We start from the raw sequence: 20,865 nt of genomic DNA on the forward strand, positions 1-20,865 counted from the left end.
GCCGAAAATGACCCCTCCGGAGCTCCCGCATGGATAATACGATGCCGATCCTGCTCGTCCCGGGCCTCATCTGCTCGCCGCGGATTTTCGCCCCCGTCATTCCGGCGCTGTGGCGATGCGGGCCGGTGACGGTCGCCAACCATATCAGGGACGACAATATGGGGGCCATCGCCCGCCGGATCCTGGCCGAGGCGCCGCCGCGCTTTGCGCTCGCCGGGCACTCGATGGGCGGCTACATCGCCTTCGAGATCATGCGGCAGGCGCCGGACCGGGTTGCGAAGCTGGCGCTGATGAGCACCCAGGCGCGGGCCGATACGCCGGAAGCGACCGCGCGTCGCCGCGGCATGATCGAGCGTGCCAGAAGCGGCCAATATCGCAGCGTGGTCGATGAGCTGTTTCCGGGCTTCGTGCATCCGTCGCGGCAGGGCGATGCAAGCCTGCGCCGGATCGTCGACGACATGAGCGAGGACATCGGCGCCGAGGCTTTCATCCGCCAGCAGAACGCGGTGCTCAGCCGGCCGGATTCGCGGCCGAGCATGGCCTGGATCAAGTGCCCGACCTTGGTGCTGACGTCGGATACCGACAACACCGTGCCAAATTCGCTGTCGGACGAGATGGCCAACGGCATTCCCGGCGCAAAACTTGTAGTGCTCGCCAATTGCGGTCACCTGCCGCAGCTGGAACTGCCGCAGGCCTGCGCCGATGCGCTGGTCGAATGGCTGAGGAACTAGGTTGTTCTGCCGGTGCAAACTGCCTAGATGAGGGGATTGCTGGCTCAAGGACAACGAAATGCTGCGCGACGACATCAATACTGCGGTCAAGGAAGCGATGAAGGCGAAGGACGAGCGCAAGCTGTCCACGCTGCGCATGGTCAATTCGACCATCAAGAACGCCGACATCGACGCGCGCGGGCAGGGCAAGCCGCCCCTCTCCGATGCCGACCTGCTCGGCCTGCTGCAGAAGATGATCAAGCAGCGCCAGGAGTCGGTCGAGCTCTATGACAAGGGCGGCCGCGCCGAGCTCGCGGCCCAGGAGCGCGAGGAGATCGCCGTGATCTCGGCGTACCTGCCGAAGCAGATGTCCGATGACGACGTGAAGGCCGCGATCTCGGCGATCATCGCCGAGACGGGTGCCGCCGGCATCAAGGACATGGGCAAGGTGATCGGCGCGTTGAAGGCGAAATACGCCGGCCAGATGGATTTCGGCAAGGCCAGCGGCCTGGTGAAGGCGGCGCTGACGGGTTAGCCGTTCGTCCGGGCTGGCTTGCGGCGCAAAGTGCCGCGGACCGAATTGCGGGAACCTTTCTGCTGACGGAGCATCTGACGGGCATGACCTCGCGATGACTCCGCAAAGGAAAGGCCCCGATGAACCCGATTGTGCATGCGCTGGATCGTGCAAGAGCCGCTCAAACCGAATCCGACAAGCCGACCCGGGCCGAAGTCGAGGCAGCAGTCCGCACCATCATCCGCTGGACTGGTGACGATCCCGAGCGGGATGGTTTGCTTGAAACTCCGGCGCGTGTGACGCGTTCGTTCGAGGAATTCTTTGCGGGTTACGACCAACGTCCCGCGGAGATCCTGGAAAAGACCTTCGAGGAGATCGAAGGCTACGACGAAATGATTGCCCTGCGGGGCATCCGCTTCGAGAGCCATTGCGAGCATCATATGGCGCCGATCATCGGTCAGGCCTGGGTTGCCTACATCCCGAACGGCCGCGTGGTCGGCATCAGCAAGCTGGCGCGGGTGGTCGACATCTATGCCAGGCGTTTGCAGATCCAGGAGAAGATGACGGCGCAGATCGCCAACACCATCAACGACGTCTTGAAGCCTCAGGGCGTAGGCGTCATCATCAAGGCGTCGCATCACTGCATGACGACCCGCGGCGTGCACAAGCCGGATACCGATCTCGTGACCAGCCGCATGCTGGGTTGCTTTCGCGACAATGCGCTAACCCGCCAGGAATTCCTCGGCATAGCGGTTTAGAGCGTCACAGGGCGATGGAGGAATGATATGGCCGATCAGCAAGCTCCTTCCGGTCCGGATCTGACACAAGGCGTTGCCCTCTCCGACTTCACGGGCGCGATGTTGCTCGGCCATGTCGGCGACGAGGACGTGCTGCTGGTGCGCTCGGGGGCGGATATCTTCGCCATCGACGCGCATTGCAGCCATTACCACGGCCCGCTCGCCGAAGGCCTCCTTGAGGGCGAGACCGTCCATTGCCCCTGGCATCACGCCTGCTTCGATATTCGCACCGGTGAAGCGACCGCCGCGCCCGCCTTCAACGCGCTCGCTGTCTGGAAGGTCGAGCGGGAGGGCGATCGCATCATCGTGCGCGAGAAGCGCGCGCAGCCGAAACTCCGCGTCAAGGGCCCGGTCGATGCGCCCGGCAGCATCGTGATTGTCGGCGGCGGCGGGGCGGGGTTTGCCGCCGCCGAGATGCTGCGACGGCAGGACTATCGCGGCAGCATCGTCATGCTGAGCGGCGAGGCCGCGCCGCCGGTGGATCGTCCGAACCTGTCAAAGGACTTCCTCGCTGGCAGCGCGCCGGAAGACTGGCTGCCGCTGAAGCCGGACGATTTTTATCGTGACGCGGCGATCGATCTGAAACTCAGGACCGAGGTCAAGTCGATCGATACCGGCCGCCGCAACGTCGTGCTCGCCGGCGGCGAAACGCTCGCCTATGACCGGCTGCTGCTGGCGACCGGCGCGGAGCCGGTGCGGCTGCCGATCCCGGGCGCGGACCAGCCCCACGTTCATGTGCTACGCACCGTCGACGATTGCCGGGCCATCATCGCCGCGGCCAGCGGAGCGCGCCGCGCGGTGGTGATCGGTGCAAGCTTCATCGGTCTCGAGGTGGCGGCCTCGCTCCGCGCGCGCCAGATCGAGGTTCACGTGGTCGGGCTGGAACAGCGGCCGATGGAGCGCATACTCGGGCCGGAGATGGGCGATTTCGTCCGTGCGCTGCACGAAGAGCATGGTGTTGTATTCCACCTCGGCGACACGGTGACCGCGATCGAGGGCAAGCGAGCCCGCCTGAAGAGCGGGCCTGTGCTCGATGCCGATCTCGTCGTGGTCGGTGTCGGCGTGAAGCCGCGGCTGGCGCTGGCGGAAGCGGCTGGGCTCGCCATCGACCGCGGCGTGACAGTCGACGCCTATCTCGAGACCAGCGTTCCCGGCATCTACGCGGCCGGCGATATCGCGCGCTGGCCCGATCCGCACAGCGGCGAGACGATCCGGGTCGAGCATTGGGTGGTGGCGGAGCGCCAGGGCCAGACCGCCGCGCGGAATATGCTTGGGCAGCGCGAGGTGTTCGACGCGGTGCCGTTCTTCTGGAGCCAGCATTACGACGTGCCGATCAACTATGTCGGCCATGCCGAGCAGTGGGACGAGATCGCGGTGGACGGCAGCATTGCCGGCAGGGATTGCGTGCTGCGCTACAAGCGCGGCGGGCGCGTGCTCGCGGTCGCGTCGATCTATCGCGACCTCGATAGCCTCAAGGCCGAGGTCGCAATGGAGCGGGCGTCAGCCTGACGGCTTTCTCCTCAAGGATGTTCGTAGCCCGGATGCAGTGAAGCGAAATCCGGGGGAGTCTGTCCACTCGATGAGAACCCCGGATTGCGCGGAGCCTGTCATCGGGCGCGCGTTCGCGCGACCGCTCCATCCGGGGGTCTTTATCCGGGCATCACATTCTTCGTCAGCCCGGGCTTGTCCCGGGCATCGACGTCTCTACAATCTGCCGCAGCAAATGCGGATGGCAGGGGAAAGGCCCGGCCATGACGAGGGACGGAAGCAACACACACCATGCTCAAGGAAGCCGCTACTTACGACGAACTCTATCGCAACTTCCGCTGGGACGTTCCCGCGCGCTTCAACATGGCGACCGCGTGCTGCGACCGCCATGCCGACGGCACCGGGCGGCTCGCGCTGGTCTATGTCGACGAGGATGGCGGCACCACGCGCACCTCGTTCGACGAGGTCGCGGACGCCTCGCGCCGTTTCGCCAATGTGCTGACCAACGACGGGCTGGTGCGCGGCGACCGCGTCGCGGTGTTCCTGTCGCAATCGCTCGAACTGCCGGTCGCGCATCTCGCGGCGTTTCGCGCAGCGATGATCTCGATCCCGCTGTTCGCACTGTTCGGCGAGGATGCGCTCGAATTCCGCCTGTCGAATTCTGCTGCCAAGGCCGTGATCACCGATGAAGCAGGCTGGGAGAAGATCGCGAAAGTCCGCGATCGTCTGCCCGAGTTGAAGAGCGTCTATATCGTCGGCGATAAGACGCCGGCGGGGACGAAACCGTTCTGGAGCGCGGTCAAGTCGGCATCGCCCGAGTTCGCGACCGTCGACACCTCGGCCGACGATCCCGCGCTGATCATCTACACGTCGGGCACCACGGGTAACCCGAAGGGCGCGCTACATGCGCATCGCGTCGTGCTCGGCCATCTGCCCAATGTCGAGATGTGCCACAACTTCCTGCCGAGGCCCGGCGACCTGATGTGGACGCCGGCCGACTGGGCCTGGATCGGCGGCCTGATCAACGGCCTGTTCGCATTCTGGTACCACGGCATCCCGATGGTTGGACACCGCGCCCGCAAGTTCGAGCCGCAGGCGGCGATGCGGATGATGGCCGAGCTCGGCATCCGCAACGTGTTCCTGCCGCCGACCGCGCTGAAGCTGATGCGGCAGGCCAATGTAAAGAATTCCGGCGTCAGGCTGCGCAGCATCTTCACCGGCGGCGAGTCGCTCGGCGGCCAATTGCTGGATTGGGTGCGCGACACCTTCGGCATCGACGCCCATGAGGTGTTCGGGCAGACCGAATGCAATCTCGTGATCGGCAGCAATTCCAATCTGTTTCCGATCCGTCCGGGCTCGATGGGCCGCGCTACGCCGGGCTTCGACGTCCGCATCGTCGACGAGAAGGGCGAGGAGCTGCCGCGGGGCCAGCGCGGCATCATCGGCGTGCGCCAACCGTGCCCCTGCACCATGATCGAGTACTGGCGCAATCCGGAAGCGACCGCGAAGAAATATGCCGGCGAATTCCTGCTGACCGGCGATCTCGGCGTGCAGGATGAGGACGGCTATTTCTGGTACGTCAGCCGCGAGGACGACGTCATCACCACGGCCGGCTATCGTGTCGGCCCGTCCGAGATCGAGCACACGCTGATGAAGCATCCGGCGGTCGCGATGTCGGCGGTGGTCGGCATCCCCGATCCGATCCGCACCGAATCGATCAAGGCCTGGATCGTGCTGCGGCCGGGCTACGCGCCGGGCGATGCCCTGGCGCGCGAGATCCAGGAGTTCGTCAAGGTCCAGCTCGCCGCCCACGAGTATCCGCGCTTCGTGCAGTTCGCCGATAGCCTGCCGATGACGGCGACGGGCAAGGTGCTGCGCCGGGAGCTGAGGGCGCTGGGGTAGTTTTCTCCGTCGTCGTCCCGGGCAAGCGCAGCGCGGCCCGGGACCCATAACACAAGGTAAAGTTGTTGTGCGACGCTATGGCCCCAGCGAACTCTAAACGTTTGGAGCGGTGGTTATGGGTCCCTGCTTTCGCATTGCGTTCGCAGGGACGACAGCGGAGTATGGAGCGGCTGTATCGCCAACCTCACGTCGGCATCGCAATTCCCAATTCCTTCAGCGCGGCCATCATGCGCGCTGGCGGCTGCATGGGGATCACCATGGCCTTGCCGGTCTCCACGAGGCTCTTCAGGCTGGAGAGGATCGCCGGCCAGCCGGTGCGGCCGCCTGCGAGAATGTCGTCGCTGATCGGACGGTCATGCGATTGCAGGAGCGTCAGCTTCACGCCGTCGCCTGCCGGTTCGATCTCCCAGGTGACGAGCGTCGGCCCGAGCTTTTCGACCAGCTGCGGCCAGTTGACGTTGAAGGTGACGGTCAGCCGCTTCAGGGGATCGCATTCGATCACCTCGCCGGAGATGTGCAGCGCGCCGTCGGGCGTCCGCACGACGTAGGCGCCGCCGATCCGAAGGTCGACCTCGACCGCGTTGCCGGAGAAATACTGCCGGCTGAGTTCGGCAGTCGTCAAAGCCTGCCACACCTTCTCGGGCGTGGCGGCGATGTAGATCGCGTAGACGATTGCCGGTTTGAATTTCTCGATGTTCATGTCTGTACGCACCCGTCGATAGATTTTCATTGTCATTCGAAGCCGTCGATCCCGAGCGCGGCCGGCGGGATCGTGACCGCCTTGCCGGTCTCGAGCAGGCTCTTGAGTCCCGACAGGATCGCCGGCCAGCCCTTGGAAATGCCGTCGAGCAGCTTGCTGCCCGCACCGAAGCCCTCATGAGTCACGGTCAGCTTCACGATCTTGCCATGGGCCTCCAGCGTGAAGACCACCTTGGTTGCCGGCTCCTTGCGCATGTCCTCGTCGAGCACGTGCTTGAAGGTGTAGGCGAGGCGTCGCGGCCGGTCGGCCTCGAGGATCTCACCGGTGTCGGTGGTCTTGCCGCCCATCACCAGCGCGAGCGGCGAGCCGACCTTCCAGTCCGATTGTAGCTCGGTGTCGAACCAGTATTGCCGCGTGAACGCGCTCTTGGTTAGCGCGTCCCACAGTTTGTCCGGCGTGGTCTCGATGTAGGTGACGTAGGCGAATTCGGGCTTAGGCATGGTAGGCCTCCCTGGCGCCGCTGGTGAGCAGGTCGGCCGGCAGTTCGCGCCCGGTCTCCAGGAAACTCTTCAGGCTTGCGATCACCATCGGCCAGCCGCCGGAGATGTCGCGCAGCGTCTTCGGGCCGAGATTGTCGTGCGTCACGGTCAGCTTGACGACCGTGCCGTGCGGTTCGATGTCGAAGGTCACGCGCGAGACCTGCTCGCGCTCGACGCCTTCCTTCACGACGTCCCAGCTGTAGGCGAGCTTGTTCGGTGGATCGGCGATCAGCACCTCGCCCTGCACGCTGCGTCGCCCGTCCTTGGTGAGGTGGTGGGGGGAGCCGACCTTCCAGTCGGAGCTGACGCGATAGCCGAACCAGAAGCGTTCGGTGAATTCGCTCGAGGTCAACGCGTGCCACAGTTTGTCGGCGGTGGTCTCGATATAGGTGACGTAGACGTAGTCCGGTTTACTCATCACGCTTCTCCAATTGTCTTTTCAACTCGCTCAGCGCGGCGAGTTTCCCGCGCTCGAACTTCCTGATCCACCGCTCGCCGATCTGATGGATCGGAACCGGGTTGAGATAGTGCAGCTTCTCGCGGCCATGCTTGATCGTGGTGACGACGTTGGCCTCCTCGAGAATCACAAGGTGCTTGGTGACGGCCTGACGCGTCATGTCGAGGCCGTCGCAGAGCTCACCGAGCGTCTGCCCGTTCTGATCGTGAAGCCGGTCAAGCAGCGTTCGCCGTGAGGCATCCGCGAGGGCTTTGAAGACTTCATCCATGGGTCGGATAATAGGCAACCAAATGGTTGCATGTCAAGAGCGTGTGTTTTGGCATCGGCAGCGCCGTGCTAGCCTTGCCGGCAGCCAACGCAGATTGGTGTGGAACATTGGGTGGTGCGCATGGGCGGTCGCGTTACGGCAGTTTGCTGCAGGTTGGTTCTTGTCCTGCTCGCGAATGGTGCGAGTGCCCAGCCAAAGATCGGCGATCCGCCGGAGGCCTCCAACATGAGGCTGGTCGGAACCAACGATTTGCAGGCCCGCAGCGCCTATCAGCCGACCATTCATCATCAGGGCGACAGATGGATCGCCTATATCGGTCATCACGGCGGCACCGACGACATTCCCGATCCCGTCAACCCGGTGACCGGCAAGGCCGAACCGAACGGCACCTCGATCGTCGACGTCACCGATCCCGCGCACCCGAATTATCTGCGGCACATTCCCGGACAGGAAGGCAAGTATGAATCCGGCGGCGCGCAGATGGTGCGGATCTGCGACGGCAAGGATTTGCCGAAGGGCGATCGCAACGCGGTCTACATGCTGCGCACCTTCGGCAGCGAGGCGCACGAGATCTGGAACGTCGCCGATCCCGCCAATCCGGCGCTCGTCACCCGGATCGGCGGCCTGAAGGACACGCACAAGAGTTTTTGGGAATGCGGCACCGGCATCGCCTTTCTGGTGTCGGGCGCGCCGGACTGGCGCACGCGGCGCATGACGCAGGTCTATGATCTCTCCGATCCCGCGCAGCCAAAGAAGATCCGGGATTTCGGCCTGCCCGGGCAGGAGCCGGGTGCGACCGGCGCGGTGCCGACCGAACTGCACGGGCCGATCTCGACCGGGCCAACGGGCAATCGCGTCTATTTCGGCTACGGCACCAACAAGGGCGGCTTCCTGCAGATCGTCGACCGCGACAAGCTGTTGAACGGACCGAAGGAGCCGACGCCGGACAATCTGAAATTCCCGGAGATCGCGCGGATGCCGCTGTCCGCCATGAACGGCGCGCATACGGTGTTTCCGATGCCCGGCATGCCGATCGCCGAGTTCGCCCGCGACAAGGATGGCAAGAGCCGCGACATCGTGATGATCGTCGACGAGGCGATCCAGAACGAATGCGGCGAGGCCCGGCAGATGGTGTGGTTCGCCGACGTCACCACCGAGGCGCGGCCGATGCTGATCTCGAGCTATACGGTGCCCGAGGCCTCCGGAGCGTTCTGCGCGCGCGGCGGCCGGTTCGGCTCGCATTCGTCGAACGAGAGCATGGCGCCGGTCTACTACAAGAAGCTGGCCTTCATCGCCTTCTTCAACGCCGGCGTCCGCGCGCTCGACATCCGCGATCCCTATCATCCCAGGGAAGTCGGCTACTTCATTCCCTCCATCACGGCGGCGACCGACAAGCGATGCGTCACCATCGACGGCAAGGACCGCTGCAAGGTCGCGATCCAGACCAATAATGTCGAGACCGACGAGCGCGGCTACATCTACGCGGTCGACCGCGCCAACACCGGCCTGCACATCCTCGAACTGACCGGCGCGGCGCGCGCCATCGCCGGTCTGCCGTGAGCGCGCGATGATGCGCTCATGGCCGGTCATCGCGGCGATGGTCCTGGCGCTCGGCGGGCTCTCCGCCGTCGCCGGCTACGAGATGGCGCCGCCGCGCGCAGCCGCGTGGTACGAGATCGGCTGGCCGTTCCCGCGCGACGGCTGGCCCGCCGGCCGCGCCTTCCGTTGCGGCGCGGCGGAGTGCGGTGACGACCTCGAGGTTTATCTCAGGCCAAAACTCGGCTTCTGCAACTGCGACAGCGGCGTCGCCGATGACGACGAGGTCGACCGCGTTTCCGACGTCGACATGATCAGCCCGCGCTTTGTGCCGCTGAAGGCCGGCGATGTCGTTGCTGTCGCCGATATGCCGGGGCGGATCAGGGTCTATGACCTCGAGATGCCCAACGGGAAGCGCACTGCGATCGGCATCGCGGTATCGCATCGCTGCGACCTGATGGCGGTCGCGGCGCAGGGCAGGGGAGATGCCGCAGGGGTGCAGCGGGCGACGTTGAAATTTCTGGAGGGGCGAGAGATCAGGTCATGGATGATCGCGGCAATGGAAGGCCGTTGAGCGTGATCTCTCTTCACCTCGCCCCGCTTGCGCAGGGGTGTCCGGGGAAATTCAGGCATAGCGGAGCTCCATCTGGTCAGGTGAGATGGTTGATTTCCGACGGCTGGGGTTGATGGGCGGAGGTTTGTCGATGGCAGCGAGGGATCGACGCGTGAGCAGGAGCTGGCCGACGAGTTCGGCGAACCTGAGCGGGAGCATTTTGATGCAGTTGGTGTGAGCGGCGATGCGCAGCAGCAGGTAGGCAATCATCGCAGCGAGCACCTGAAGGCGGATCGCGTTGTCGTTGGCGCCGAGGAACTTGCGAATATCGAGATGCTGCTTGATCCAGCGGAACAGCAGCTCGATTTGCCATCGGCTCTTGTAGAGGGCGGCGATCTCGACGGCGCTACGGGCAAGGTCGTTGGTCAGGAGTGTGATCTTGCCGCCTTTCTCGCGTCTGATCTTGATGCGGCGGAGCGGGATTGGAAGGCGCGAATCGCCCTTGCTGGTGAGCTTCACCTCGTCATCGGCAAGGATTTCGAAGCCATCCCCGTTACGCTTGCGGATGGCGCGATGCCTGAGCGAGCGAAGACGGATGCTCGTCTTCGCCCGGGTAACGAAGAAAGCCTTGCTATCATTGATCTTCTGCCACCAGTCGAAACGGCAATAGCCCTTGTCAAACACATAGGTGGTGGCGGGCTGGATTGGGGTCTGTCGGCCGATCTCGATGTCATTGACGTTCGCGGCCGTCATCTCGACGCAGGTCGGGACATCGCTCCTTGGGTCGTAGACGACATGCAGCTTCATGCCGCGGATGCGGCCGTTCCACGTCGCCCAACTGCAGACCTTGCCGAGCGGGATCGGACTGGCGTCGATCAGACGCACCATCTCCATGCCTTCACTCCGCAGCTGGCGACGCGCCATCGCCGACAGCGCCGCAAAGGTTTGCGCGAAAATGCCGATCGGACGGCGGGCATTGGCATCGGACAACGTCGAGCGCGACAGCTTGCCGGTTCCCAAGTGATAGTGATGCTGCGAATTGGCGTTGAAGCCAGTCACCACCCCGCGCAGACTGCTGTTGCCGCTAAGCTGGGCATAGATCAGCGCCACCAGATGATCCCAGCTCCTGAACGACTTGTCGTAGGCATCCCCGTCCAGACGATCCACAACCGTCTGAAACTGCCGTCGATTGATCGGTTCAAGCAGCCTTCCAAAAATGCTACCGCGATATCGCATGCTCGGCCCTCTGTGTCTCGACAACCAGAAAAGACCGATTTGCCTCGGTCCTGCCGAGCATGCACCGCGACACAGTGAATCATTCCCCGGACACCCCTGCCGCTTGCGGGGAGAGGTCGGATCGCATCGCCAGATGCGATCCGGGTGAGGGGTACAGGTCTAACGACTCGCACCGCCTGGCGGAGAAAGCCTCTCACGCCACCCTCTAAGAGCGAGCTTCGCTCGTCTCGACCCGGTGAAGAGCGGGGCGAGGGGGCAGACGCGCTTCCATGTCTGCCACTCTCGTGCATAATGACGATAAGAAACAAACGAGCTCTCCCATGTCCCTGCAAGCCTATTTCGCCTTCGTCGCCGCCTGCATCGCGCTGGCGCTGCTGCCCGGTCCGATCGTCACGATGGTGATCGCCAACGGGCTGCGCTACGGCACGCGCGCCGCGCTCACCAACGTGCTGGGCGCGCAGGTGGGGCTTGCGATCGTGATCGGCACCGTCGCGGTCGGGCTGACCTCGCTGATGGCGACGATGGGCTACTGGTTCGACTGGGTGCGCTTTGCCGGCGCCGCCTATCTGGTCTGGCTCGGCTTCAAGCTGATCCGCTCTCCGGTCGAGGGCGTCAGCACCGACGACACGCCGCCGCCGCCGCGCGGCGGCTTCTTCCTGCAAGGCTTTCTGGTGCTGCTCTCGAACCCGAAGGTGCTGGTGTTCTTCGGCGCCTTCATCCCGCAGTTCATGGATATGGACAAGCCGCACGTTCCGCAGGTGGCGCTGCTCGGCCTCACCTTCATGGCGACCGCCGTGCTGACCGACGCCGCCTACGCTTTGGCGGCCGGCCGCGCCCGCAAATTCTTCTCCAAGGAGCGGACCCGGCTGATGTCGCGCATCTCGGGCGGCTTCATGATCGGCGGCGGCATCTGGCTGGCGCTGACCCGGGCGCGATAGACCCGCTGGGCGATAGCCTCAAGGTCGTCGTTGACAATGCCGCCGATTTCCAGCCTGGGCAAGCAGCGCAGACGTTTGCTCTAGCCCGGAGGCCGTCAGCCGTGCTTTGATCGGCGACGAAAATTAACCCCTCGTCCGGGGGCATGTCTTTGACCACCGATAGCATGGATCGGCGTCTGGCAGCGGTTCTGGCGGCCGATATCGCCCCGGCTACAGCCGGCTGATGGGAATCGACGAGGAAGGCACTCTGGCCAAGCTGAAGTCGGTCAGGCGAGCGTTGCTGGATCCAGCGCTGGCGGCACATCGCGGCCGCGTCGTCAAGACGACCGGCGACGGAATCCTCGTTGAATTCGCCAGCGCCGTCGACGCCGTGCGCAGTGCCGTCGAAGTGCAGCGCCGCATGGCCGATCAGAATGCTGCCGTGCCAACGGAGCAGCGGCTCGAATTCCGAATCGGAATCCACGTCGGCGACATCATCTTTGACGACAACGATATCTTTGGCGACGGCGTCAACATCGCAGCGCGCTTGGAGGGGATTGCCGAGCCGGGTGGCGTCTGCATTTCCGATGACGTGCAACGGCACATTCGCGGCAAGGTCGATGCGACCTTCGAGGACATGGGGCCGCAGGTCCTGAAGAATATTGCCGAGCCTATTCGGACATGGAGAGTTCGCGTCGGCGGCGCCTCCGCAGCGGCCGCGATCGCGAAGCACGCGTTCACTGCACCGGCTTCCCCAGCCGCGATTGCCGAGAAGGCCTCCATCGCGGTGCTGCCGTTCCAGAATATGAGCGGTGATCCGGAGCAGGAATACTTTGCCGACGGCGTCGTCGAGGACATCATTACCGCGCTGTCGCGCTTCAGATCGCTGTTTGTGATCGCGCGCAATTCAAGCTTCACCTACAAGGGGAAGTCCGTCGACATCAAGCAGGTCGGGCACGAGCTCGGTGTGCGATACGTGCTGGAGGGATCAGTGCGCAAGTCGAGTGGGCGCGTTCGGATCACCGCGCAACTGATCGAGGCCGGCAGCGGTACGCATCTCTGGGCGGACAGGTTCGACGGCGAACTGAGGGATGTGTTCGACCTGCAGGACCAGGTCACCGCGAATGTCGTCAGCATCATAGCTCCGAAGATCCAGCAGAGCGAAATCGAACGAACCCGAACCAAGCCGACCGACCGTCTCGATAGCTACGATCTCTTTCTGAGAGGCATTGCGGCCTATGCAGATCGCTCCAAGTGGGGCGACGCTGAACTCGGCGAGTGGTTCAACAAGGCCTGCGGGCTTGATCCGAACTATGCAGCCGCTCAGGTCATGCTGGCCTATTCGTCGCTGCTGAAACAGACCACGCGCGGCACGCCCCCCGGCGCGGAGGAGTTGGCGGAGGCGCTGCGGATCGCCGAATTCGCCTGCGTGCTGGCCAGCGACGATCCGTTCGTGCTGGCGCGCGCGGCTCACATGTTTGCCTATCTCGGCCACGACTACGATCGCGCCGAGACCATGATCGAAGAGGCGATCTCGCTCAATTCGAACGATGCTGCGGCATGGGGATATCGTGGCTGGATTTCGCTCATGTGCGTCCAGCCGGCACGCGCGATCGAAAGTGTTGAGCACAGACTCCGGCTCAGCCCGATCGATCCCGGGCGTGCGTCGATGTGGAACGGAATCAGTTTCGCGCATTTCATGCTCGGTCAGTATGAGCAGGGCCGCGCGGCCGCCGCCAAGGCGCTGGTGATCGGCGAAGACGCACACACGCTCAGCGCGTTGATCATGAACGAAGTCGGCTCGGGGCGCCTCGACGAGGCGCGCGTCATCGCCGGCCGCCTGCTCAAGCTGCGACCCGATTTCCGCACGTCCTACGCGCGGCAGAATTTTCCGACCAGGACCGTCGAATGGGGCGAACGCATGGTCGCCGTGCTGTGTGAGGCCGGCATTCCGGCGTAGGAATTCCTGGATCTATGCATTCTAGACGCGACGTTGCCTCGAGGCCGCGAATGGGCGCTTGATCCTACGCCACGATCCGCTCGACCACGTCGCGCACCAGGCCCGTCAGCAGCTCGAGCTTGTATCCGGTCATCGGCAGCGGCCTGGCTCCCGAGATCGCCAGCTCGGTGGCTTGCGCGATGGTCGCCGCGTTAATCTGCTTACCCTGCAGCGCCGCCGCGGACGCGGCAAGACGCAGCGGGACCGGGGCGATGCCGCCGGCGGCGATGTGGACCTGCTGGAACGCGCCGCCGGAGATCACCGCACGCACGCAGATCTCGACCAGCGGCCATTCCGCATGCGTCCGGCTGATGGCGCGCTTGTACAGCGCGCGCTCGCCGGCCAGCGGAACGGGGAGCTCGATCCGCTCGATGCGTTCGCCCGGTGCAAGCAGATTGTCGGCCGCGCCGTTGCTGCCGTCGCCGAGCAGCTCGGAGATCGACAAGCCGCTGCGCCGATCGGTGGTGACCTTCGCATCATAGGCGAGCAGCGCCATCGCCATCGTCGACGGATGCGGCGCGACGCATGGGCCGAGATCGAACGCGACGTGATAGAGGTGGTTGCCGGATCGCGCCGGGCAGTCGGGGCCGCCCTTCTTGAGACAGGCGATCTGCGGATTGCGGAAATACCAGCAGCGCGAGCGCTGGGCGAGGTTGCCGCCGAGCGTCGCCATGTGCCGGATCTGCGGCGTGGCGAGGCCCTGCGCGGCTACGGCGATGCCGGGGTAAGCCTCGGCGAGCCGCGGATCGGATGCGATCGCAGCGATCGTGGTCAGGGCGCCGATGCGGGCCGAGCCGTCCGCATTCCACGCAACGCCGATCGTATCGGGACTGGCGGCGAGATCGATGATCGAGCCGCACGACAGGCCGCTGCGGCGGCGCTCCGACAGATCGGTGCCGGCGGCGCGGAATTCGGGCGCGGAGATGACGTCTGCAGTCGCGACACTCATGCGGCGTCCCTCCCCTTCAGCGCGGCGACGATGCGGTCGGGCCGGATCGGAATCTCGGTGAGGCGGACGCCGATCGCGTTGTGGATCGCGTTGGCGACGGCGGCCGAGGTCGGCACCGTCGACGCCTCGCCGATGCCGACGCTGTTGCCGAGCACATGGTCGAAGCCGGCTTCGTCGAAATGGACCTCGATCTCCGGCGTGTCGGCGATCCCAGGGATACGATAATCCTCCATTCCCGCGGTCAGGACGTCGCCGCTGGTCGGATCAAGCTCGCGCGCCTCGTAGAGCGCGTAGCCGAGGCCCTGGATCACCGCGCCGCAGGCCTGGCTGCGCGCCAGCGCGGGCGCTGCGATCTTGCCGACCGCGATGCCGGTGTGCACGTTGAGCACGCGGACATGGCCGAGCCAGGTGTCGACCTCCACCTCGATCACCTGCACCGAGCTCGGCACGCCGGCGCCGACGGCGATGTTCGAGAAGCGGCGCATCATCCAGCCGAACACCATGCCCATCAGGCCGACTTCGCGCAGCGGCGAGCGGATGCCGGGCGCAGTGTTCTTGCCGTCCTCGCCGCGCGTCTCCACCATTGCGATGTCGGGCGAGCGCGCGATCAGCTCGCGCCAGGGCGCGTTCGAGCCGGGCGCCGGCTTTCGCGTGGCCTGTTCGAGCATCGCGTCCTTCAGCTTCCGCACTGCCTGCAGCGTCGGCGGCATCACCGAGGCGGTGACGCGGCTGCCGCCGGAGCCGGGGCCTTCGGGCAGCGAGGAATCGCCGATCCGCACATCGATCTCACCGGGTTCGAGATCGAACTCGCGCGCGATCGCGTCGGCAAGCACGCTGCGGGTGCCGGTGCCGATGTCCTGCGTCGCCGTGCTAGCAACGACGCGGCCGCCCCTGACCGCGACCTCGACCTTCACCTTCGGCTGCCACAGATAGAGCCAGTAGCCCGTCGCGACCCCGATGCCGCGGCGATAGCGCCCGTTCTGCGCCGGCTTGTGGTTGCGCCAGATCTCGAGCCCTGATGCCCAATCGTAGAGCCGCTGCCGGTTGGGATCGGGATCCCAGCGCTTGCGCAAGGCGATCGGATCGACCTTGAGCCGCAGCGCGGCCTCGTCGATCGATTGCTCCACGGCGAATGCCATCGGCGGACCGCCGGGGCCGCGGAAGGCGGCGCCGGGCGGCAGATTGCTGATGACGTCAAAATCCGAAAGGTCCTTCGCCTCGGCCGGATAGATCAGCCGCGCCAGTCCCGCGATGGTCGAGTTGGTCGCGGCCCCGGTATCGGCATGCGCGGTGACCGAGAGCGCCTTCAGGCCGCCTTGCTCGGAAGGTAGCAGCGCGACCTTCAACTCCGCGGCCGGCCGATAACCGGCGACCGAGAGTTCTTCCTGGCGATCATAGGCGACCCGCACCGGCGCTTTCGCCGCGCGGGCCAGCTCGATCGCGGCGATCGTCTCGGTGCCGAGGCTCGCTTTCGAGCCGAAGCCGCCGCCGACGTGCTCCGCGATCACGCGGACCTTGTCGTGATCGAGCTTGTAGCGTTTTGCGATCTGCTCCTTCAGGTGAAACACCTGCTGGGTCGAGGCGTGCAGGGTCAGCCGGTCGCCGTCGAAGCGCGCCACCGCGGCGTGGGGCTCGAGACAAGCATGCTGCTGCGTGGCGGTGCGGAAGGTGGCTTCGACGAGTAGCTTGTTGTTGGCCTGGCGCGCCTCGTCCACCCAGTTGCGGGCCTTCTTGGCGCGGGTCGAGAAAACAGCGGTCGGCCCGCGGATGTTCTGCTTCCAGGGCGCCGGCCCGCCGGCCGCCTCCGAGACGTTGCCGGCCCGCTTGCGGCTCGCCTTGTCGAACACCACGGGCGCATCATCCTTGCGTCCGGCGTCGAGCCCGACCACCGCGGGCAGGCGCTCGCTGGTCAGCTTGATCGCGGCGAGCGCGGCCAGCGCCGTCTTGCGGTCCGGAGCTGCAACCGCCGCAATCGGCTCGCCGACATAGCGCACGATGTGGTCGTCGCCGAGCAGCGACACCGCACTAACGCCGGGCAGCGCGCGTGCCGGCGCCAGATCGAGCGTGGCGATGCGTGCATGCGCCTCGCGCGAGCGCAGGATCAGGCCTTCGAGCTGGCCGTCATGATGGATGTCGACGGTGTATTTCGCCGCGCCCGTCACCTTGTCGCGCGCCTCGATGCGGGGCGCCGTGACGTGATCGCCGTCGAAGCGGCCGGCACAGGCATCCGCCACCGCGCGGTAGATCCCGTCATAGGCGCCGCAGCGGCAGAGATGGCCGGACAGCGCCGCGCCAATCTCCTCGCGCGACGGCATCGCCGTTCCCCTGGTCGCGCGCCAATGGTCGCAGAACGCGGTCGCTTCCACGATGAAGCCGGGCGTGCAGAAGCCGCATTGCAGGGCGTCATGCGCCATGAACGCCTTCTGCACCGGATGCAGCCCGGACGCGCCGATGGCTTCCACCGTCGTCACCGATTTGCCGGCGGCGGCGTGTGCCGGCATCAGGCAGCTTGCGACCGGCGCGCCGTCGACCAGCACGGTGCAGGCGCCGCAGACGCCGGCGCCGCAGACGAGCTTGGTGCCGGTGAGCTTGAGCTGGTCGCGCACGATGTCGATCAAGAGCGCATCGGGATCATCGGGCAGGGATTCGACGCGGCCATTGACGGTCGTCGTGCTCATGGATGTCCTCCAGTTGTCCTGCGTGTCGGCCTCTTGGGGATTGCCGCCCTCTTGACGTACGGCTTCTGCGGTTTCGGCAAGGATTTGGACTTGAATTTCGGCTTGGCGCCGGCGCAGAGCGTCCGCACGATGATCGCCATGTCCTTCAGGAACGCTTCCGCCGGCTGCATCGCCGGATACTGCGACTTCGCTGCGTGAATCGACATTTCGACCAGCCGCGCGAACTCGGCCGGCGTCAGGTCCTGCGGCAGCGCAAGCTGCTGCTTGCGCACGACCCGCGCGACCGTCGTGACCATGCGCTCAGCATAGCGCGCAGCGTAGGTCTGGAAGAGGTCGCGCGCATGCACGAGGTGCTCGGAATACAGTTCCTCGAGATGCGGCGAGCCGTCCAGCGACCCGATCATGGTCGACATCCGCGCGGTCATGCCCGTAGCGAGGATGTCGCCGAGATCGCTGCCCGCCGCCTCCGCCTCGGCAATGGCGGTGTCCTCGGCTGCGATCGCGCTCTCATGCACGCGCTCGATCACGGCGCGGAACAGCGTTTCCTTGGATTCGAAGTGGTGATAGAGCGCCTGCCGCGTCAGGCCGGCCGCCTCGGCGACCTGCTCGATCGAGGAGCGCCGAAAGCCGTGCCGGCGGAACACCAGCATGGTGGCATCGAGAATGCGGGTTTTCGGTCCCATTTGACGATTTTGACAAATATAGAAAAACTGTCAAATCGCGATTTGGTGAGGAGGCGGTGCTGGGGCTTGATCACCATTCCGCGAGGCCGCCGCGCGGCCGGCGCCCATGTGAACCGCCTTGCGAATGGTCGCGTCGAAGAAACGTGGAGCTCCAAAGATGACCTTCTGGTCCGGAGCTTGCGAGGATACGCACATGACCCAGGTCTTTTTCCATTGCTCGACCACGCACGGGGTGCTGATGGATCGCCGCGGCACCTCGGTGACAAGCCTCTCGGAGGCCTGCGAGGCGGCGACGTGCATGATGCGATCGCTGGTCGCAACGGTCAGCCTGGAAGACTGGCGCGACTGGGTCGTGCATGTCAGCGACGAGTCCGGCGAGGAGATCGTGATCCTGTCCTTCGCGTCCGTGCTCGGCAAGCCGCACTGAGAGGGCGCCATGCTGTCACCGCACGCATCATTGCTCTCTCTGCACGACAGCTGGAACGCGATTACGGCGGGCCTGCAGAATCTGATCGCGCGAATTCGCGATCCCTACCGGCCCGAGCTGCACTACATGCGCGGACCGGGTCCCAAATGGCATGCGAAGCACGCCGTTCAAGCTGCGCCCGCCGGTTGAGCGCGGCGCTGTTCAGCTCTCGCTTCTCGCCGGGCGGTACATCTCGCGCCGCCACGCCGCCGGGCTGACGCCGACCACGGCGGAAAACACCCGCGTGAAGTGGCTTTGATTGGCAAAGCCGGCCGAAATCGCGATCTCGGACAGCGACAGGTCGCGCGCCGCCATCAGCTGCTTGGCCACCTTCAGGCGCTGCTGAAGCAGCCATTGGTGCGGTGGCAAGCCGGTGGAGATGCGGAAGGCGCGCGAAAAATGGCCGACCGACGGATCGAGCTCGGCCGCAATCTGCTTCAGCGAAATCTTCCCGCTGAGGTCGGATTCGAGCTTTTCGCAGGCGCGGTTGATCTGCCAGGCGGCGAGGCCGCCACGGGTCGGTCCGGTCGGATGTTGTATTCCGTCATAGGTCCGGGTGACGTGCGCGGTCAGCGCCAGCATCATGTGATCGATGAACAGCTGGTTGGTTTCGTCCGGCCGGTGCAATCCCTCGCGCAGCAGCGCCCCGACATGACGAATGACGCCGTCGTCGTGACCGGTGCCGATTTCGCAGGCCAGTTCGCCGATGCGCGGCGAGCCGGTCTGTTCGGCGAAGTCAGTGAGCGCCGAGCGCGGCAGATAGAAGAACAGCGAGTGGAACGGCTTGTCGATCACGTAGCGCGGATCGCGTTTGAGATCGTAGAGATAGGTCGCGCCCGCCGGGATGTCCCGCTTCATGAGGCACTTGCCGCCCTCCCACAATTCGCAGTCCGGATAATCGTGCAGCTTCAGGCTGACCAGAAAGGCATCCTCGGCGGTGAGCGATCCGGACAGCCCGGGCACCGGGTTGTCGTCCCGGGTTTCGGTGACCGCGAGTTCGGCGCTGCGCAGCGTGCGCGTGATCAGCGCCGGCGGCGTATCCCTCAGGCGTAGGAATTGCCCGAGCCGCTGCCCGTAGGCGCCCGCCTGTGCCATGCGTGTTGAGTCCATCATTGATGTGCGGCCGGGCAGGGACTTGTCAGTCAGCCTGCGAAGCCGTCACTCATTATCCGGGATTGCTGCGGCGCAGTCCAATTGTCTCAGGCGATCATGAACGATGCTGCCGGTCGTTCAGCGCAATGCGATTCCGGAATGAATTCAACTGCTTTGGTCCAATCGACCGTGCCGGACGCAGAAATGTCGCAGCCGCGCGCTTGGCGCAGAATTGGGCAAAGCATGGCCGTTTCAGGAAAGACATTCGAACTGCGCGGCGCTTAGGTCCGGCGGGCAGTTCCGCGCCTCATGGGTCCGACAGACCGGCCCGCAAGGAGGGAGCGCATGAGCCTTCAAACGCGAGCACAGGTGATGAGTAAGCCGATCCTGCACGATCCTTTGCGGGATTCGCCCGCCGCATCCGAAGCGCGGCCGGCCGAGGCACCGGCCGGTCCGCGCTGCCCGGCCGGCCAGGAGATGGCCCGCGTGCTCAAGACGCAGCCGCTTCGCATGGCGGCCGACCCGTCGAGCGGCGCGATCGCCTATTGGAAGCATGACGCCCTGCACGACGTGGTCAGGCCGATGGTCGACCATGTCGTCATGAGCTATCCCGCCGGCTCGCAGCGGCTGGAGCGGCGGACCGGCAGGGTGGCTTCGATCGGAACGGCACGGTCCGGGGTCGTGACGATCATTCCGGCCGGCTCGAGCTCGCGCTGGGATATCCACCAGTCGGTGCACGTCGTTCAGCTCTATCTTCCGCATGCGACGCTGGCGCGCGTCGCCGGCGAGGCCGACACCGCAGCTCCCGGCGATCTGCTGGAGCGCACCGGGCATCCCGATCCAATTACATCGCGGTTGCTGCTGAGCGCCGCTGATGCGCTCGATGGCAGCGCGGCGCTGGATGCGCTGTTCCGGCAGCAACTGACGGATCTCTTGGCCACGCGCCTGCTGTCGGCGCATGCCGGCGTGCCTGCTACGGTGCAGGCGACCGTGGGCGGTCTGGCGCCGACCGCGCTGCGCCGCGCCATCGAGCGGTTGCGCTTCGCGGCGCTGGCGACGGATGCCGGCCTGTCGCGCTTTCACTTCTGCCGCGCCTTCAAGGAAAGCACCGGGCTCTCGCCGCATGCCTGGCTGCGCCAGCACCGGCTCGAGCAGGCCATGAACATGCTGCGCGACACCGACGCATCCGTGGTCTCGATCGCGGCGGCGCTCGGCTACAGTTCGCAGACCGCGTTCGCGGCCGCGTTCAGGAAGCTGACCGGCGAAAACCCCGAGCGATTGGCGGCGGCGCCTGCGGTAGCCGCAATCGCTCTTCAGGTCGGGCAATCGCTCTGGGGCACTCATAAGGCCAATTCGCTAGATCACCGTGGCGCCCACGCCA

General features: G+C 65.3%; 20 protein-coding genes and 1 pseudogene. 12 read left to right on the plus strand and 9 right to left on the minus strand.

Going from position 1 to position 20,865, the window contains the following annotated elements:
* The first annotated feature begins 29 nt into the window (after positions 1 to 29).
* From ACVMDN_RS01305 to ACVMDN_RS01325, 5 genes are all read left to right on the plus strand, one after another.
* A complete protein-coding gene (locus ACVMDN_RS01305; RefSeq protein WP_141340933.1) occupies positions 30 to 731 on the plus strand; it encodes an alpha/beta fold hydrolase in 702 nt (233 codons plus the stop codon).
* 58 nt (positions 732 to 789) lie between these two features.
* Positions 790 to 1,245 (plus strand): GatB/YqeY domain-containing protein, encoded by a 456-nt coding sequence (locus tag ACVMDN_RS01310; RefSeq protein WP_028333117.1) that lies wholly within the window; start codon positions 790 to 792, stop codon positions 1,243 to 1,245.
* 119 nt (positions 1,246 to 1,364) lie between these two features.
* Positions 1,365 to 1,982 (plus strand): GTP cyclohydrolase I FolE, encoded by a 618-nt coding sequence (folE, locus tag ACVMDN_RS01315; protein ID WP_028333118.1) that lies wholly within the window; start codon positions 1,365 to 1,367, stop codon positions 1,980 to 1,982.
* Positions 1,983 to 2,009: 27 nt separating this feature from the next.
* A complete protein-coding gene (locus ACVMDN_RS01320; RefSeq protein ID WP_076827975.1) occupies positions 2,010 to 3,530 on the plus strand; it encodes an FAD-dependent oxidoreductase in 1,521 nt (506 codons plus the stop codon).
* A gap of 270 nt (positions 3,531 to 3,800) precedes the next feature.
* Complete coding sequence (locus tag ACVMDN_RS01325) at positions 3,801 to 5,411, plus strand: acyl-CoA synthetase (protein ID WP_076827973.1); 1,611 nt, start codon at positions 3,801 to 3,803, stop codon at positions 5,409 to 5,411.
* A 184-nt stretch (positions 5,412 to 5,595) separates the two neighbouring features.
* On the opposite strand, the gene ACVMDN_RS01330 is transcribed toward ACVMDN_RS01325, so the two are convergent.
* Genes ACVMDN_RS01330 through ACVMDN_RS01345 form a run of 4 tightly spaced genes read right to left on the minus strand, consistent with a single transcriptional unit; the run spans position 5,596 to position 7,375 of the window.
* Positions 5,596 to 6,111: an SRPBCC family protein gene (locus ACVMDN_RS01330; protein WP_057018078.1), complete on the minus strand. Its 516-nt coding sequence runs from the start codon at positions 6,109 to 6,111 to the stop codon at positions 5,596 to 5,598.
* Positions 6,112 to 6,143: 32 nt separating this feature from the next.
* On the minus strand, positions 6,144 to 6,611 hold the full coding sequence (locus ACVMDN_RS01335) for an SRPBCC family protein (RefSeq protein WP_057018077.1): 468 nt from the start codon (positions 6,609 to 6,611) through the stop codon (positions 6,144 to 6,146).
* Positions 6,604 to 7,068, minus strand: coding sequence for an SRPBCC family protein (locus tag ACVMDN_RS01340; RefSeq protein WP_076827971.1), 465 nt, complete (start codon positions 7,066 to 7,068; stop codon positions 6,604 to 6,606). Before ACVMDN_RS01340 ends, ACVMDN_RS01335 begins: the two co-directional genes overlap by 8 nt.
* Positions 7,061 to 7,375, minus strand: coding sequence for an ArsR/SmtB family transcription factor (locus tag ACVMDN_RS01345; RefSeq protein WP_076827969.1), 315 nt, complete (start codon positions 7,373 to 7,375; stop codon positions 7,061 to 7,063). The genes ACVMDN_RS01340 and ACVMDN_RS01345 overlap by 8 nt, the downstream gene beginning before the upstream one ends.
* Positions 7,376 to 7,495: 120 nt before the next feature.
* Here ACVMDN_RS01345 and ACVMDN_RS01350 point away from each other — a divergent pair, with 120 nt between their 5' ends.
* Positions 7,496 to 8,935: an LVIVD repeat-containing protein gene (locus tag ACVMDN_RS01350; RefSeq protein WP_076827967.1), complete on the plus strand. Its 1,440-nt coding sequence runs from the start codon at positions 7,496 to 7,498 to the stop codon at positions 8,933 to 8,935.
* 7 nt (positions 8,936 to 8,942) lie between these two features.
* Positions 8,943 to 9,485: a hypothetical protein gene (locus tag ACVMDN_RS01355; protein ID WP_063790109.1), complete on the plus strand. Its 543-nt coding sequence runs from the start codon at positions 8,943 to 8,945 to the stop codon at positions 9,483 to 9,485.
* Between the two features lie 51 nt (positions 9,486 to 9,536).
* On the opposite strand, the gene ACVMDN_RS01360 is transcribed toward ACVMDN_RS01355, so the two are convergent.
* Positions 9,537 to 10,700: an IS4 family transposase gene (locus ACVMDN_RS01360; protein WP_057015126.1), complete on the minus strand. Its 1,164-nt coding sequence runs from the start codon at positions 10,698 to 10,700 to the stop codon at positions 9,537 to 9,539.
* A 320-nt stretch (positions 10,701 to 11,020) separates the two neighbouring features.
* Between ACVMDN_RS01360 and ACVMDN_RS01365 the strand changes: the two genes are divergently transcribed.
* Together ACVMDN_RS01365 and ACVMDN_RS01370 are read left to right on the plus strand one after the other, a co-directional pair.
* The gene (locus ACVMDN_RS01365) at positions 11,021 to 11,638 is read left to right on the plus strand and encodes a LysE family translocator (protein WP_028333127.1); all 618 of its coding nucleotides are present in this window, start codon (positions 11,021 to 11,023) and stop codon (positions 11,636 to 11,638) included.
* Positions 11,639 to 11,861: 223 nt separating this feature from the next.
* Positions 11,862 to 13,577: an adenylate/guanylate cyclase domain-containing protein gene (locus ACVMDN_RS01370; RefSeq protein WP_229192665.1), complete on the plus strand. Its 1,716-nt coding sequence runs from the start codon at positions 11,862 to 11,864 to the stop codon at positions 13,575 to 13,577.
* A 64-nt stretch (positions 13,578 to 13,641) separates the two neighbouring features.
* Here the strand turns inward: ACVMDN_RS01370 and ACVMDN_RS01375 are convergent, their stop codons facing one another.
* From ACVMDN_RS01375 to ACVMDN_RS01385, 3 genes are read right to left on the minus strand one after another with little or no spacing between them, the layout of a single operon-like run.
* A complete protein-coding gene (locus tag ACVMDN_RS01375) occupies positions 13,642 to 14,565 on the minus strand; it encodes an FAD binding domain-containing protein (RefSeq protein ID WP_076827965.1) in 924 nt (307 codons plus the stop codon).
* On the minus strand, positions 14,562 to 17,243 hold the full coding sequence (locus tag ACVMDN_RS01380) for a molybdopterin-dependent oxidoreductase (protein WP_076827963.1): 2,682 nt from the start codon (positions 17,241 to 17,243) through the stop codon (positions 14,562 to 14,564). Before ACVMDN_RS01380 ends, ACVMDN_RS01375 begins: the two co-directional genes overlap by 4 nt.
* Complete coding sequence (locus tag ACVMDN_RS01385) at positions 17,240 to 17,926, minus strand: TetR/AcrR family transcriptional regulator (RefSeq protein ID WP_076827961.1); 687 nt, start codon at positions 17,924 to 17,926, stop codon at positions 17,240 to 17,242. The genes ACVMDN_RS01380 and ACVMDN_RS01385 overlap by 4 nt, the downstream gene beginning before the upstream one ends.
* A 193-nt stretch (positions 17,927 to 18,119) precedes the next feature.
* Here ACVMDN_RS01385 and ACVMDN_RS01390 point away from each other — a divergent pair, with 193 nt between their 5' ends.
* Together ACVMDN_RS01390 and ACVMDN_RS01395 are read left to right on the plus strand one after the other, a co-directional pair.
* Positions 18,120 to 18,353: a DUF6894 family protein gene (locus ACVMDN_RS01390; protein ID WP_028333132.1), complete on the plus strand. Its 234-nt coding sequence runs from the start codon at positions 18,120 to 18,122 to the stop codon at positions 18,351 to 18,353.
* Positions 18,354 to 18,362: 9 nt separating this feature from the next.
* Positions 18,363 to 18,542: a hypothetical protein gene (locus ACVMDN_RS01395; RefSeq protein ID WP_076827959.1), complete on the plus strand. Its 180-nt coding sequence runs from the start codon at positions 18,363 to 18,365 to the stop codon at positions 18,540 to 18,542.
* A 12-nt stretch (positions 18,543 to 18,554) separates the two neighbouring features.
* Here ACVMDN_RS01395 and ACVMDN_RS01400 read toward each other — a convergent pair whose 3' ends face one another.
* Entirely contained in the window at positions 18,555 to 19,487 is a 933-nt protein-coding gene (locus ACVMDN_RS01400; RefSeq protein ID WP_141340931.1) for a helix-turn-helix domain-containing protein, read from the minus strand.
* Positions 19,488 to 19,856: 369 nt separating this feature from the next.
* Here ACVMDN_RS01400 and ACVMDN_RS01405 point away from each other — a divergent pair.
* Positions 19,857 to 20,784: pseudogene (locus ACVMDN_RS01405) on the plus strand (helix-turn-helix domain-containing protein).
* The last annotated feature ends 81 nt before the right edge of the window (positions 20,785 to 20,865 follow it).

It is taken from the genome of Bradyrhizobium sp. USDA 4510, from assembly GCF_054059095.1.